This window comes from Amycolatopsis sp. NPDC054798 (assembly GCF_053611505.1).
Genome location: NZ_JBSHAM010000081.1, coordinates 1 through 12,878, shown reverse-complemented (window position 1 = coordinate 12,878; position 12,878 = coordinate 1). Strand labels below are relative to the sequence as shown.

The following is a 12,878-nucleotide window of genomic DNA, read 5'->3' as shown; positions in this document are numbered from 1 at the left end:
GCGAGGATCGCGGGGTGGCCATCGCATCGTCTCCCCAGAGCCGGCAGGCCCGCGCGGGCCTGCTCGACGGGCTTGATCCCGAGCAGCGCGCCGCCGCGGCGGCCCCCCGCGGCCCGGTGTGCGTCCTCGCCGGCGCGGGCACCGGAAAGACCCGGACGATCACGCACCGCATCGCCCACCTGGTCCGATCGGGCCACGTCGCGGCCGGGCAGGTACTGGCTGTCACCTTCACGACGCGCGCGGCGGGGGAGATGCGCACCCGGCTGCGCGGCCTCGGGGTCGACGCGGCGCAGGCGCTGACGTTCCACGCCGCTGCCCGCCGTCAGCTCCGCTACTTCTGGCCGCGGGTCGTCGGCGACCGGCCGTGGGACCTGGTCGACAACAAGTTCCGGCTCGTCGCGCAGGCCGCCCAGCGCGTCCGGCTGAGCACCGAGACCGAGGTGCTGCGCGACCTGGCGAGCGAAATCGAATGGAGCAAGGCGTCGCTCGTCTCGCCGGACGAGTACCCGTCGGTCGCCGCGCGGATGCAGCGCGACACTCCCGCGCCGGTCGCGCAGGTCGCCGAGGTCTACCGGTGGTACGAGGAGCTGAAGACGAACGCGCAGGTCCTCGACTTCGACGACCTGCTCCTGCAGACGACCGCGGTGCTGGAGAAACACGAGGCGGTCGCGGCCGAGTTCCGCGACCGGTACCGCTGCTTCGTGGTCGACGAGTACCAGGACGTCACGCCGTTGCAGCAGCGGCTGCTCGACGCGTGGCTCGGCGGCCGCGACGACCTGACCGTCGTCGGCGACGCCAACCAGACCATCTACTCCTTCGGCGGCGCCTCGCCGAAGTCGCTGCTGGAATTCACCCGGCGGTTCCCGGAGGCGACGGTCGTGCGCCTCGAACGCGACTACCGGTCCACGCCGCAGGTCGTCGCGCTCGCGAACCGCGTGATCGGCGCGGCGCGCGGACGTCCGGCCGGGTCGCGGCTGAAGCTGATCGGGCAGCGGCCGGACGGACCGGAACCGCGGTTCGCCGAGTACGAGGACGAAGCCGCCGAGGCCAGCGCGGTCGCGCGCCGGGTCCGCGAACTGCTCGACGCGGACGTGCCGGCGAGCGAGATCGCGGTGCTGTTCCGGGTGAACGCGCAGTCCGAGGCGTACGAGCAGGCGCTCACCGAAGCGGGGATTCCGTACCTGGTCCGCGGCGGCGAGCGGTTCTTCCAGCGCACCGAAGTGCGGCAGGCGATGTCGGCGCTGCGCACGGCGTCGATGGAACCGACTTCGCTGGAATTGGTCACGGCGGTGCGCTCGGTACTCGCGCGGGTCGGGCTGACCGAGCAGCCGCCATCCGGCGGAGCGGCGAAGGAGCGGTGGGACGCGCTGCTCGCGCTGGTGGAGCTGGCCGAGGAGCTGGCGGCGTCGGTCGAGGACGCGGACCTGCCGCGATTCGTCGCGGAACTCGAGCAGCGCGCGGCGGCGCAGCACCCGCCGACGGTCGAAGGCGTCACGCTCGCGTCGCTGCACGCGGCGAAGGGGCTCGAGTGGGACGCAGTGTTCCTCGTCGGGCTGTCCGAGGGCACGATGCCGATCTTGCACGCGGACGGCGACGACGCCGCGATCGAAGAGGAACGGCGGCTGTTCTACGTCGGCGTCACGCGGGCTCGGGTGCACCTGTCGCTCTCGTGGTCGCTCTCGCGCGGGCAGGGCCGGGGACGCAACCGGCGGCGGTCGCGGTTCCTGTACGGGCTGATCCCGGAGGACCACCCGGCGGCGCGCATCGCCCGTTCGCAGCAGGTGGCGAAGCCAGGCTCGAACGTCGCCCGCTGCCGGCTGTGCGGCGGCCCGCTGGTGCAGACCATGGAGGTCAAGCTGGGGCGGTGCGGGAAGTGTCCGTCCACAGTGGATGAGGACTTGCTGGAGAAGCTGAAGACGTGGCGCGGGGAGCGTTCGCGGGAGTTGAAGGTCCCGGCATTCGTCGTGTTCACTGACGCGACGCTGATGGCGATCGCCGAGCAACGGCCGACCGACGACGGCGCGCTGGTGTCGATCTCCGGGATCGGGGCGACGAAGCTGGAGCGGTTCGGCGCGGAAGTGCTCGACGTGGTCCGCTCGTCGATGCGATCTTGACCGCGTCTTCGCGGTGATCGATGCGGCGAACCTGCAGCTCGGGGGCGATCTTCAGCTTTTCGGCAGAGATTTCGGAAAATAAGTTGCCCCGGCTGTGCCGGGGCGCATAGCCTGCGTAAGCACCCGGGCGAAGGCCCGGTCTGGGGATGAACACGACGGTTGCCGCCTCGCGCGGCGCGGTCCGACAGAGAAAGGCGGTGCCGGTGAAATGATCAGCAAACTGATGTACACGAGCCCTGGCACCGGTCTGTCGCTGTGCATGGCCGCCGCCGCCCCGCGCCAGGGCACCGGTGTGTCCACGTTCGCGCACATCGACGGAACGCGTCGTCACAACGACGGTTTGCGTCGCATCGAGCGCAACGGGGCCCCGGCCGGCATCACTCTCGCGAGCGCCGCCGTTGTTGCCGCGTACCCGCAGGTTGATGTCGATCTGCCGACCATCAAGCAGTTCCGTGTTCCGTTGTCGTTACGGGAGCGAAGTTCCTGACGTAGGTCAGGACTCAAGGCTCACGAAGGCCGCGGAACCGGTAACCGGATCCGCGGCCTTCGTGTTTTTTTTGGCTGCACAACAAGAAGGAACAAGTTGTCCAGTTCGATCGCCCACCGCCACACCACCACCGCATCGCAAAGGAGCACGGAAATGTCTTCCGCCATCGCCCTCGCCGAGGGCCCCTTAGCCGAAGGGTTCGACATCGGCGACCTGCTCGACGGCGTCGCCGAGCCGGAACTCCCCTGCCGCTCGCGCGACGCGGACCTCTGGTTCGCCGAATCGCCCGCGGAACTCGAGCGGGCCAAGGCGTTCTGCGCCGGCTGCCCGGTCCGCGAGGCCTGCCTCGCGGGTGCACTCGCCCGGCGTGAGCCGTGGGGTGTCTGGGGAGGGGAGATCTTCGAGCGCGGTGCGGTGATCGCGCGCAAGCGGCCCCGTGGCCGTCCGCGCAAGAACGCCACCCTCGAACCCGCCGCCGCAGCCCGGAGCGCCGCCGCATGACCGTCGACCTCATCACCACGCGCGATTTCGAGGCCCGCACCGCGAAACCAGTCCGGGTGCAGCCCAAACCCAAGCAGAACAAGTCTCAGGAGATCACGACGATGTTGCTTCATGAAGAACTGTCCCGAGCGCGAATACGCGACCTGATAACCGAACAAGAAACCCAACGCCCGTGGCGCCAGGCGCGCGCCGCGCGCCGCTGGTCGCGGGTAGCCCGCTGGGCGACCAGCCGAGCGGAGCGATACCAGCCACCCAACTAATGCGGCCCGGTCCGGCCAGGCAGACCCGGCTTGGGTCGGTTTTGCCTGGCGGATCCGGCTGAGGTCCGCTTTGTCTGGTGGGTCCGGCTGGGGTTGGCTCCGTTTGGCGGGTTCGGCTGGGGTCGGCCTTGTCTGGCAGGTCTGGCTGGGGCCGGCTCTGTCTGGCAGGTCCGGCCTGAGTCGGTTCTGTCTGGCAGGCCCGGCTTCGGCCGACGTTGCCTGACCTGGCGCTGGCCCTTTGTCCGGGAGTTCGGCGTCCAGCGGCCAACGCTGCCTCTGGCCCTGGCCGCTGGGTTAGCCGTCCAGCCGTCGGTTTTCCTTCGGAAGTCGATGCCCGCCACCAGGATTGCCTCCAGTCCTGGCTGGCGGGTGTCGGCCTTCCGTTGCTCCTGCTCGATTCCGGCTGCCCTGCCTCAAACAGCGTGGAATCGAGCAGGTTCCGACGCCCCGGCTTCGCCCGATCACCGACTGCGAGCTGGTGATCGGGAATCCGTCGGCCCGGGCTCGCTCGGTTCCACCGACCTAGGCAGCTCGGCCGGCTTGAGCGACCACCGCCGGTTCTGCCGACCCGGGCAGCGAGCTACCGCGCAAGACGCTTCGCCCATGGGGAGGGGCAGGCGTCCACGCGACCGGCTCCGCAGCTCACGACTTCATCGGAACGAGCCTGGAAGGTCCGTCGGGGGATCGTCCAGGCTCGTTCTCGTCCGGGGACCGCGGACGGGTGTTCAATGAGCCCCGTGTCCGGACATACGCACGACCACATCGACTGGGCTGACCGGCTGGTTCTCCTCCGCGCAGCCGATACCCTCGACGCTCCCGCACAGTCGGCCATCGCCGCATGCCTGACTGCGAAACTCCCCGCCAGCCCGACGATCGTCGACCTAGGCTGCGGTGCCGGCGGCATGAGCACCCACTTCGCCCAAGCCCTGGCCACCCAAAACGGCGGCACAATCATCTTGGTCGACGCGACGCCCGAGCTTCTCCACGAGGCCGAACGCGCCGTACGCGCCGCCGCCGAGGCAGAAGCCGAAGGCACTGCGCCGACAGTCGAGGTTCGTGCCGTTACCGCCGACCTCGCCGACGCCGCTTTGCCCGACTCGCTGCCCGCCGCGGATCTCGTCTGGGCGTCGCGCGTGGTCCATCACCTTCCGGACCAGCAGGCCGCGATCGGCACGCTCGCCGCCGTCGCGCGGACTGGCGGTGTGGTCGCGCTCGCTGAGGGTGGGTTGTCCTTTTCTTGCCTCCCTTGGGATCTCGGAATCGGCCGGCCTGGTCTGGAGGACCGGTTGCAGGCCGCGCAGGCTGAGTGGTTCGTCGGGATGCGCGAGGGCATCGACGGCACCGTGCCGATGCCCTACGGCTGGACAGTCGCGCTCGAACGCGCCGGGCTCGCTGACGTCAGCTCGTTCAGCGCGCTGGTAGACCATCCCGCACCAGGCCCCGACGGTCTCACTGACTATGTGCACCACCACCTTTCCCGCCTCGCGACCCACGGTGCCGACCATCTAGCAGACGACGACCGCGCGACACTGACTTCCCTGCTCGACCCGGACAGCCCTGACTACCTCGGCAAACGCCGCGACCTCTTCCTGCTCGGCGCCCGCACCGTGCACCACGGACGCCGACCGTGACCGCCCCCGACCCCACGTGCTCATGGTGCGGCCGAGCACGTGCCGCCGAAACCGACCCGCTCGCGACCCTGGCCTGGGTGAGCACCAAGGAAGGCGGCAAGCAACGCTGGCTCTGCCCGGACTGCGCGCGCAGCCACGTCCGGGACATCGAGGGCAAGCTGCCTGACGAGTACTGGTGACGGGGTCACGCGAGCAACCGCGGCGGGACGCAGACTGCCCGACAAGCGCTGGTGACAGCACCAGCCTCGCCCGACTCGTCCAGCCTGGCCCCGAAACGTCTGGCCCCGCCCCGAATCGCCACCCAAATCGTCCGGCCCGGGTGTCAGGTTCGGGTCATGCGGCATTTCCCGTCTTGTAGACGGCGCGCACCTTGGGTCGAGGCGTGCGCGCCGCGTGGCGGTAGGCGTTGAGGAGTTCGGTGCTCATCTCCTCCGGTGATTCCCGGAGTTGTCGTGGGGTGCACCGAAACAGCACGGTGCCGGTCGCGGCGAGGGCTAGGTGGCTGAAGTCTTCGGGGCCCGCTGCGGTGCGGTAGCGCCAGGCGAGCCCGATTTCGTCCCACCAAGCATCCGCGGTACCGAGTCGGCGGCCGCGGCGGTCGCAGACTGCGACGTTCCACTGCGGGGTCGGCAGCGGTGTTCGTTGGAGGACCCGGAGTGCTTGCCCGTGCGCGAAGGTTTCTTGGTCGTCGAGGTTGCGCAGGACTGTGCGCACGGCCGCGGAGCCACGCTGGTTTCCGGTGTTCAGTTCCGTCGTCAGCTCGGCGCGGTCCGCCAGCCCCCAGTACAGCGGCAGCGAGACCAGTCTGGCGATCTCGTCCGGATCGTTTTCCCTGCGGGCCAGGTCGAGAGCGGCGCGGGCGGCGCTTGCGTAGGGCAGGCCGTCGATCAGGATTGCTTTGGGCATCCGCGCGGTGCGGTACGTGATGACGCTCGGTTCGTTGGACGGCCTTCGGTTGTGCGGCACCAGAAGATGGATTTCCGGAGTCCGCGGATGAGTGATTCCGTGTGCGCACAACGCATCTGTGCCCGTGATGACTGTTCCGGGGCCGTAGCGGGCAACGGCTGCGTGCAGAAGTTCTTCCCGGCTCGGAGGTTTGTCGTGCACGAGGTACACGCCGGAGTACACCTGCCGCCACGGTCCGCCCGGGCCGGAGAGCTGTGCGGCTCTTCGGTCCGAGATTCCCGCTACGCGCAAATGACTCCGGTGGAGAACTCCGTGGGAAACCAGATCTCCGAAAGTGAGGGAGTCAGTGCTTGTTGTAGTCGCCATACATCGAGAATGACGCCTTGATCAACCGCGCGAAACCACCCTGCGCAATCTGTGGACAACTCCGTGTTGTCCCCCTGCCTTGTGGATAACTCAGGCGGCGAACCCGGGCTGCCACCGTTCCACGATGCCGCGGGCCGGGATCTCGGCGTCGAGCTGGCAGAGGATGCCCGTCGAGCCTGCGGTGACCCGATGGATCATCAGGTACTCCGGCGGCAGGTTCAGCGAGCGGCCGACGTGGAAGTCGTTGCCGCGGGAGTCGCCGACGCGGCCGGCTTGCCGCTGCATCCAGCGACGCGTGAAGTGGAACGTCGGCTCGGCCAGCGGTTCGGTGAACGGTGCGAGATAGGCCAGCACCTCGTCTGCTTCCAGGGACGAATCTGCGCGCACGAAACCGTTCTCGCGCAGCAACCGCATCAGTTCGTCGGAGTCGCCGTCCAGGGCGAGCCGCGTGATTTCGCCCAGGTGCCGCGGAATTCCGTGCGGCAGCTTCGCGACGCCGCCGAAGTCGATGACGCACAGCCTGCCGTCGCCGGTGAGCATGAAGTTGCCGGGGTGCGGATCGGAATGCAGCAGGTGCGCCCGTGTCGGCGACGAGTAGTGGAACTCTGCGAGAAGCCGTCCAGAGAGATTTCGGGTGGCGGCGTCGCCGTCCGAGATGATCTTCGCCAGCGGGGTGCCGGTGGCCCACTCGCTGACCACGACCTTCGGCGCGCTCGCCACGACGCGCGGGATCAGGAACTCGGGGTCGCCCTCGAACGCCTTCGCGAACGCGCGCTGGTTGTCGGCCTCGGCGAGATAGTCGAGCTCCTCGTCCATCCGCTCGGCGAGCTCCGTGAGCAGCGGTTTCACGTCGGTGCCAGGAACGAAAGCCTGGAACAGCCTGCTGAACCGCTGCAACTGGCGCAGGTCGCTGCGCAGCGCCTCGTCCGCGCCCGGGTACTGGACCTTGACCGCGACCTCGCGACCGTCGTGCCAGGTCGCGCGGTGCACCTGGCCGATGCTCGCCGCGGCGGCGGGCTCGTCGTCGAAGTGCGAGAACCGTCCGACCCAGGACCGGCCCAGTTGCTCGGCGAGCACGCGGTGGGTCTGCCGGGCAGGCATCGGCGGCGCGGCCGACTGCAGCTTCGTCAGCGCTTCCCGATACGGCTGCGCCATGTCGTCCGGCACCGCGGCCTCGAACACGCTCAGCGCCTGCCCGAACTTCATCGCGCCGCCCTTGAGCGTGCCCAGCACCTCGAACAGCTGCTCAGCGGCCTTGGCCGAGAGCGTCGCGCTCACCTGCTCAGCGCTCTGCCCCGCTAGCCGCTTGCCCCAGCCGCCCACGGCTCGTCCGGCGATGCCGAGCGGAAGGCTCGCCAGCTTCGCGGTACGGGCCGCGCCCCGGCGCGGCATGGCGGAATCGCGGTCTCCGGTGCGGTCGCGAAAGTCGGTCACTCTGCGATTCTGCCTTGGCGAGCACGACAACCGCAGCCCGCTGACAGCACCCAGGTGTGTCCTACGTCTCTTGCAGCACCTCCTTCGCGGCTTCCTCCGCCGGTGCGGGGCCTTCCTCGACGGGGACAGGTGCCCCACAGCCGCAGTCCGGATGTGGCTCCCAGTTACGGCGGTGCAGCTTTCCGTCGAAGTTGTCGATCTCGAGCGTGGCGTTCCAGGCCGGCGGCGGGGTTTCGCTCGGCGAGAGCAGCCGCATCGCCTGCGCGACGGCGAGCGAGGCGCAGGCGTGCACGGCACCGAGATCAGCCCGCGGAATCCGGCCTACCAGCTGTGACGCGATCCTTGGCCACGACAGATCAGCGTCGCTTCGGTGCAGGTCACAGCAGCGGAGGCAGGCACTGCGGCCAGGCACCACGAGCGGTCCGACGATGCCCGTGCCCTCGCACACCCGGACCGGCAGGTGCGAGGTCCCCGAGTCGACCAGTTCGGCCACCTCCTCGGGCGGCGGGACGAGAGTGTCGGTGAGCAGCACGAGGTCGGGGAGGCGGCGCTGGTTTCGGGCAGTGGTGACGTCGGGCGCGACCCGGGCGACGACGTTCCGGATCGCGCGTTGCCGAGGTTGGCCCAGCTCAGCAGGCGTGAACCCGGAACCGAGATCGGCTTCGGTGACCGTGCCGGACGCGCGGATGTCGAGGTGCCCGACTCCGGACGTCGCGAGCAGCGCGGCGACCGCGACGGCGATCCGCCCGCTGCCGTGGACCGCGACCAGACTTTGCCAGCGGCGATCTGTGAGCGCTGGCTGGTAGTGCCGGGCACGCAGCGACCACAAGCCGGTTTCGATTCGTTTCGCGCTCTTCTTCGCCGCTTCCGTGACCAAACCGAGTGCGGCCAGCTGTTTCAGCAGCAGCCGGTACTGGTCCTGGTGTTCGCCTACAGCGAGCAGGACGTCTTCGAGCCCGCGCCGTCCGTCCAGCCTGCGGACGCTGTCGACGATCGCCGCGGGCAGGCCGTTGGCGATGATGCCGTGGCGGGGGTCGAGGCCGAACTGGATCTCGTCGCCGTCGCGTTCGAGCACGTGGATGCCCGGAAGCAACGTCGGGTACGCCGGGAGGAGTACGTCCGGCGGCGGAACACTGGACAAGGTCATGCAGCCAGCCTGGCGCCTCCGGAACGCCACTCGCGGGTGAGAAGCCGAGTTGTCCACAGGGAAATCTACTTGTGGACAACTCAGGGCTGTGACCTTTCGGCGCTCCAAGTTGTCGGTGCTGAGCCTTACCGTTGTCGAGTGGTCGAAGCACGGATGCCCTCCCTGAGAGGCAGGGGCGAGAAGGCCCCGTCGGACACTTCTCAACACAAGGTCGAGGTGCGGCGCAGCCAGCGCAGGCACCGGACGGTCACCGCGTACTGGAACGAGGACACCCTGGTCGTCCTCATCCCGGCACGGATGACCCAAGAGGAAGAGACACACTGGGTCGCGGAGATGGAGCGCAGGCTGCTGCGCTCCGGAGGGAAGAAGACGCCGCCCAAGACGTCGGACGCGGCGTTGCTGGCGCGCTGCGCGGTGCTCGGGGCGAAGTACCTGAACGGGAAAGCGCTGCCGTCCAGCGTGCGGTGGGTGCCGCCGATGCGGACCAGATGGGCGTCGTGCACGCCGGTGGACGCGACCATCCGAGTCAGCGACCGGCTCCAGCGGGTGCCGCAGTGGGTGCTGGATTACGTGCTGATCCACGAGCTGGCGCACCTGAGCGAGCCGGGGCACGACGCGGCGTTCTGGGCGCTGGTCAACCGGTATCCGAAGACGGAACGGGCGATCGGGTACCTAGAGGGGCTTTCGGCGGCGGCGGGGTGGGGGATTTCGGAGGAGGACTGAACGGGGCGGCTGGGTGCGGTTGGGGGAGGGGAGGTCCGGCGGTCAGCGGTGGGTGCTCGGGTGAGCGGGAGGAGCTGGGTGGGGGCTGGCGGCGGTGAAGGAGGGCTTGCTGGGCTTGACGAACTTGCCTGGGCAAGCTGCCGCAGCTAGACGCACGACCTCGTGGTTGTAGGGCGGTTTGTGGAGGGCAGGACTGGCCTCGTGGGTGGCGTGCGCTGTGGTGGGGAGGACCGACCCGGTGGGTGGCGCGCGGCTGTGGAGGGCAGAGCCGGCCCGTGGGTGGCGTGCGGCTGTGGTGCGGAAGACCGGCCCGGTGGTTGGCGTGCAGTGATGGTGCGGAGAACCGACCCGGTTGGCGCGTGGCTGTAGAGGGGAGGACCGACCTCGCGGGTGGCACGCGGCTGTGCACAGGACGAACGCCCCGTGACTAGCGACCCCGCGATCGGTGCGGCTGCGGATGCGCAGCAGCTGCGGAAGCAGCGATGAGAGGGGTTTGGAGGACGGCGCGCGGAGCGAAGCGGCACAAACGCCGCACGGGCCGTCTCAACCAGGTGAGACGGCCCGTGCGGCGGAGCTAAAGCGCCATCAAGCCAGAAGGCGACCAGACAGACCTCAGGAAGGCGAGTTCCCCTCGTCCTTCGGGGTTTCGCTGCCCTTGTCGTCGGCGTTGGAGTCCTTAGCCTCCCCAGCCTCAGCGTCAGCCTTGCCGCTCTCGGCGTCCTTGGCTTCGCGGGCCTCGCGCTCGGCCTTCTCCGTGCGCTCCAGCTCCGCCATCGGGTCGAGGTCAGAGGCGAGAGCTGCCGGTTCGGCCAGGCGGTCGGCGAAGTCCAGGGGCTCGTCGAGATCGTCGGCGGTCGGCATGAGGTCGGGGTGGGACCAGAGGCCGTCGCGCTTCTCCAGGCCGTGGCGGTCTCCCACCAGCTTCCACAGGGACGACGCGGCGCGCATCCGGCGCGGGCGCAGTTCGAGACCCACCAGGGTCGCGAAGGTCTGCTCGGCGGGGCCGCCGGTCGCGCGGCGGCGGCGCAGCGTTTCGCGCAGGGCTTCAGCACCGGGCAGACGGTCGCCGATCGCCTCGGCCACCACCACGTCTACCCAGCCTTCCACCAGGGCCAGCAGGGTTTCCAGGCGTTTGAGCGCCGCCTGCTGCTCGGGCGTGGTCTGCGGTTCCAGCAGGCCGGACGACATCGCTTCCTCGATGCTCGCCGGGTTCGCCGGGTCGATGCTTCCGGCCAGTGACTCCAGCGCGGAGGTGTCGACGGTGATCCCGCGGGCGAACTCCTCGACCGTCGCCAGCAGGCGCTGCCGCAGCCACGGCACGTGCGCGAACAGCCGCTGGTGCGCGGCCTCGCGCGCGGCGAGGAACACCAGCACCTCGCTGGCCGGGAGCTCCAAGCCCTCGGTGAACTTTTCGATGTTCGCCGGCAGCAGCGCCGACGTGGTGGCCGGGCCCAGCGGCAGGCCGACCTCGGTCGACGTGAGCACTTCCTGCGCGAGCTGCGCCAGCGCGTTGCCGAGTTGGGACCCGAACGCCATCCCGCCCATCTGGCCCATCATCGACAGCAGCGGGCCGGCGGCCTGCTTGGCCTCCTCGGGCAGCGCCTGCATCCACGCCCCGGACACCTGCTGCGCGACCGGGTCGCACAGCCGCTGCCAGGTCGGCAGCGTCTTCTCGACCCAGGTGCGCGCCGACCACGACACGGTGGAGGTCGCGCCCGCGGGGAGGATCGTCGCCGCGTCGAGCCACAGTTCCGCCAGGTGCGCGGCGTCGCGCACGGCAGTGGCGGAGTCGCCGCCTTCGGACGTGAAGCCGAGCTTGGCGTCGTCCCGTCCGCTCAGGTTCTGGAGTGCGATCTGCTTCGCCAGGTCGTAGTTGACCGGCCCGCTCGACGAGCCCGCCTGGCTGAGCATCTGGCCCAGCTGGCTCAGCATCTGCCCGAGCTGGTTGAACGCCTCGGCTCCGCCGGGCTGGCCCGGGTTCGAGGGGTCGTTGTCGCCTCGTTTGTCGGGATCGGGCGGTCCGAAGCCGAACGGGGGATTGCTCATAGGTCCACCGTACGCGGGTACGACGCGGCTCAGCGCGTCAACCGTGGCCTTCACCGGGAAGCGAACACAGTCACCGTACGCTGTCGCTCGTGACAAAACCGGACGAGGACACCGCGAACCAGTCCCGCCGCGCCGAGCCGTCGCGCGCGCCGGCCCGCAGCGACCGGCGAATGACCCGCCGCGGATGGACGATGCTGGTCAGCGGCGTGCTGTTCCTGGTGTTCGTCGTGGCCGGGTTCCTGGTCCAGGTGCCGTATGTCGCGATCAGCCCCGGGCCCACCTACGACACCCTCGGCCGCGACGCCGCGGGCAACCCGGTGATCCAGGTCAAGGGACAGCAGACCTACAACACCAGCGGCGAACTGCGGATGACCACCGTCTCGCTCAATGACGGCATCAACCTCTTCACCGCGCTCGGCCTCTGGGCCAGCGGCCGCTACGCGCTCGCGCCGCGCGAGGAGTACTACAAGCCCGGCGAGACCAACGAGCAGGTCAAGCAGGAGAACATCCAGCAGCTGCAGAACTCCCAGAGCAACGCCCAGGTCGCCGCGCTGCGCCACCTCGGCTACCCGGTGCAGGTCGTCGCGAAGCAGATCGTGTCCGGCAGCCCGGCCGACCACATCCTCGCCCCCGGCGACAAGCTCATCGCGGTCAACGGCAAGCAGGTGCGCGAGGCCGCCGAGGTCGCCGCTTCGATCGCCAACACCAAGCCGGGCGACACCGTCCAGGTCACCTTCCAGCACCTCGGCCAGCCCGAACGCACCGTGCCGGTCACGCTCGCCCCGCGCGAGGACCGCACGCAGGGCTTCCTCGGGCTGACCGCGGTCGACCGCGCGGTCGCGCCGTTCTCCGTCGACATCTCGCTGCAGGACGTCGGCGGCCCGTCGGCCGGGCTGATGTTCACCCTCGCGATCATCGACCGGCTCACCCCGCCCGGGAAGCCCGGCAGCGACCTCGCGGGCGGCAGGCACATCGCGGGCACCGGCGAGATCAGCGAGACCGGCCAGGTCGGGCCGATCGGCGGGATCTCGTTCAAGGTCGTCGGCGCGAAGGAAGCGGGGGCGACCGACTTCCTCGTCCCCGAGCACAACTGCGCCGAGGCGAAATCGGCCGCGCCGGAAGGGCTCAACCTCATCAAGGTGTCCACGCTGGACGACGCGCTCACGCAGCTGGAGAACCTGAAGGCGGGCCGCCCGACGGCGCACTGCTGACCAGCGCTCAAGAAAGTCCGTGAAGGGCCCCTTGAGGGAATCAGATTCCCTC

Annotated in this window: 12 protein-coding genes; 8 read left to right on the top strand and 4 right to left on the bottom strand. The window is 69.6% G+C overall.

What is annotated here, in order from left to right:
- Positions 1-14 precede the first annotated feature (14 nt).
- From ACWGIC_RS34930 to ACWGIC_RS34905, 6 genes are all read left to right on the top strand, one after another.
- On the top strand, positions 15-2,114 hold the full coding sequence (locus tag ACWGIC_RS34930; protein ID WP_452080194.1) for an ATP-dependent DNA helicase UvrD2: 2,100 nt from the start codon (positions 15-17) through the stop codon (positions 2,112-2,114).
- Positions 2,115-2,322: 208 nt separating this feature from the next.
- Positions 2,323-2,601: a hypothetical protein gene (locus tag ACWGIC_RS34925; protein ID WP_452080193.1), complete on the top strand. Its 279-nt coding sequence runs from the start codon at positions 2,323-2,325 to the stop codon at positions 2,599-2,601.
- A 153-nt stretch (positions 2,602-2,754) separates the two neighbouring features.
- Complete coding sequence (locus ACWGIC_RS34920) at positions 2,755-3,102, top strand: WhiB family transcriptional regulator (RefSeq protein ID WP_452080192.1); 348 nt, start codon at positions 2,755-2,757, stop codon at positions 3,100-3,102.
- Positions 3,099-3,362 carry a hypothetical protein gene (locus ACWGIC_RS34915; RefSeq protein WP_452080191.1) on the top strand — a complete coding sequence of 88 codons (264 nt, stop codon included), beginning with the start codon at positions 3,099-3,101 and terminating at the stop codon, positions 3,360-3,362. The genes ACWGIC_RS34920 and ACWGIC_RS34915 overlap by 4 nt, the downstream gene beginning before the upstream one ends.
- A gap of 737 nt (positions 3,363-4,099) precedes the next feature.
- Positions 4,100-4,993, top strand: coding sequence for a class I SAM-dependent methyltransferase (locus ACWGIC_RS34910; RefSeq protein WP_452080190.1), 894 nt, complete (start codon positions 4,100-4,102; stop codon positions 4,991-4,993).
- A complete protein-coding gene (locus tag ACWGIC_RS34905) occupies positions 4,990-5,172 on the top strand; it encodes a hypothetical protein (RefSeq protein ID WP_452080189.1) in 183 nt (60 codons plus the stop codon). The genes ACWGIC_RS34910 and ACWGIC_RS34905 overlap by 4 nt, the downstream gene beginning before the upstream one ends.
- A 154-nt stretch (positions 5,173-5,326) precedes the next feature.
- On the opposite strand, the gene ACWGIC_RS34900 is transcribed toward ACWGIC_RS34905, so the two are convergent.
- The 3 genes from ACWGIC_RS34900 to ACWGIC_RS34890 all read right to left on the bottom strand — a co-directional run bounded on the left by ACWGIC_RS34900 (position 5,327) and on the right by ACWGIC_RS34890 (position 8,846).
- Positions 5,327-6,121, bottom strand: coding sequence for a hypothetical protein (locus ACWGIC_RS34900; protein ID WP_452080188.1), 795 nt, complete (start codon positions 6,119-6,121; stop codon positions 5,327-5,329).
- Positions 6,122-6,355: 234 nt separating this feature from the next.
- Positions 6,356-7,657, bottom strand: coding sequence for an ABC1 kinase family protein (locus ACWGIC_RS34895; protein ID WP_452080222.1), 1,302 nt, complete (start codon positions 7,655-7,657; stop codon positions 6,356-6,358).
- A gap of 103 nt (positions 7,658-7,760) precedes the next feature.
- Entirely contained in the window at positions 7,761-8,846 is a 1,086-nt protein-coding gene (locus tag ACWGIC_RS34890) for a ThiF family adenylyltransferase (protein ID WP_452080187.1), read from the bottom strand.
- Positions 8,847-9,062: 216 nt separating this feature from the next.
- Between ACWGIC_RS34890 and ACWGIC_RS34885 the strand changes: the two genes are divergently transcribed.
- Positions 9,063-9,569: a M48 metallopeptidase family protein gene (locus tag ACWGIC_RS34885; protein WP_452080221.1), complete on the top strand. Its 507-nt coding sequence runs from the start codon at positions 9,063-9,065 to the stop codon at positions 9,567-9,569.
- A 612-nt stretch (positions 9,570-10,181) separates the two neighbouring features.
- On the opposite strand, the gene ACWGIC_RS34880 is transcribed toward ACWGIC_RS34885, so the two are convergent.
- Positions 10,182-11,615 carry a zinc-dependent metalloprotease gene (locus ACWGIC_RS34880; protein WP_452080186.1) on the bottom strand — a complete coding sequence of 478 codons (1,434 nt, stop codon included), beginning with the start codon at positions 11,613-11,615 and terminating at the stop codon, positions 10,182-10,184.
- Between the two features lie 191 nt (positions 11,616-11,806).
- Here ACWGIC_RS34880 and ACWGIC_RS34875 point away from each other — a divergent pair, with 191 nt between their 5' ends.
- Positions 11,807-12,826, top strand: a complete 1,020-nt coding sequence (locus tag ACWGIC_RS34875) for a YlbL family protein (RefSeq protein WP_452080220.1) — start codon at positions 11,807-11,809, stop codon at positions 12,824-12,826.
- Positions 12,827-12,878 lie beyond the last annotated feature (52 nt).

Coding starts and splice junctions, on each gene's coding strand:
- ACWGIC_RS34925 (WP_452080193.1), top strand. CDS start 2,323: ATGATCAGCAAACTGATGTACACGAGCCCTGGCACCGGTCTGTCGCTG.
- ACWGIC_RS34920 (WP_452080192.1), top strand. CDS start 2,755: ATGTCTTCCGCCATCGCCCTCGCCGAGGGCCCCTTAGCCGAAGGGTTC.
- ACWGIC_RS34915 (WP_452080191.1), top strand. CDS start 3,099: ATGACCGTCGACCTCATCACCACGCGCGATTTCGAGGCCCGCACCGCG.
- ACWGIC_RS34895 (WP_452080222.1), bottom strand. CDS start 7,657: ATGCCGCGCCGGGGCGCGGCCCGTACCGCGAAGCTGGCGAGCCTTCCG.
- ACWGIC_RS34890 (WP_452080187.1), bottom strand. CDS start 8,846: ATGACCTTGTCCAGTGTTCCGCCGCCGGACGTACTCCTCCCGGCGTAC.
- ACWGIC_RS34880 (WP_452080186.1), bottom strand. CDS start 11,615: ATGAGCAATCCCCCGTTCGGCTTCGGACCGCCCGATCCCGACAAACGA.
- ACWGIC_RS34875 (WP_452080220.1), top strand. CDS start 11,807: ATGCTGGTCAGCGGCGTGCTGTTCCTGGTGTTCGTCGTGGCCGGGTTC.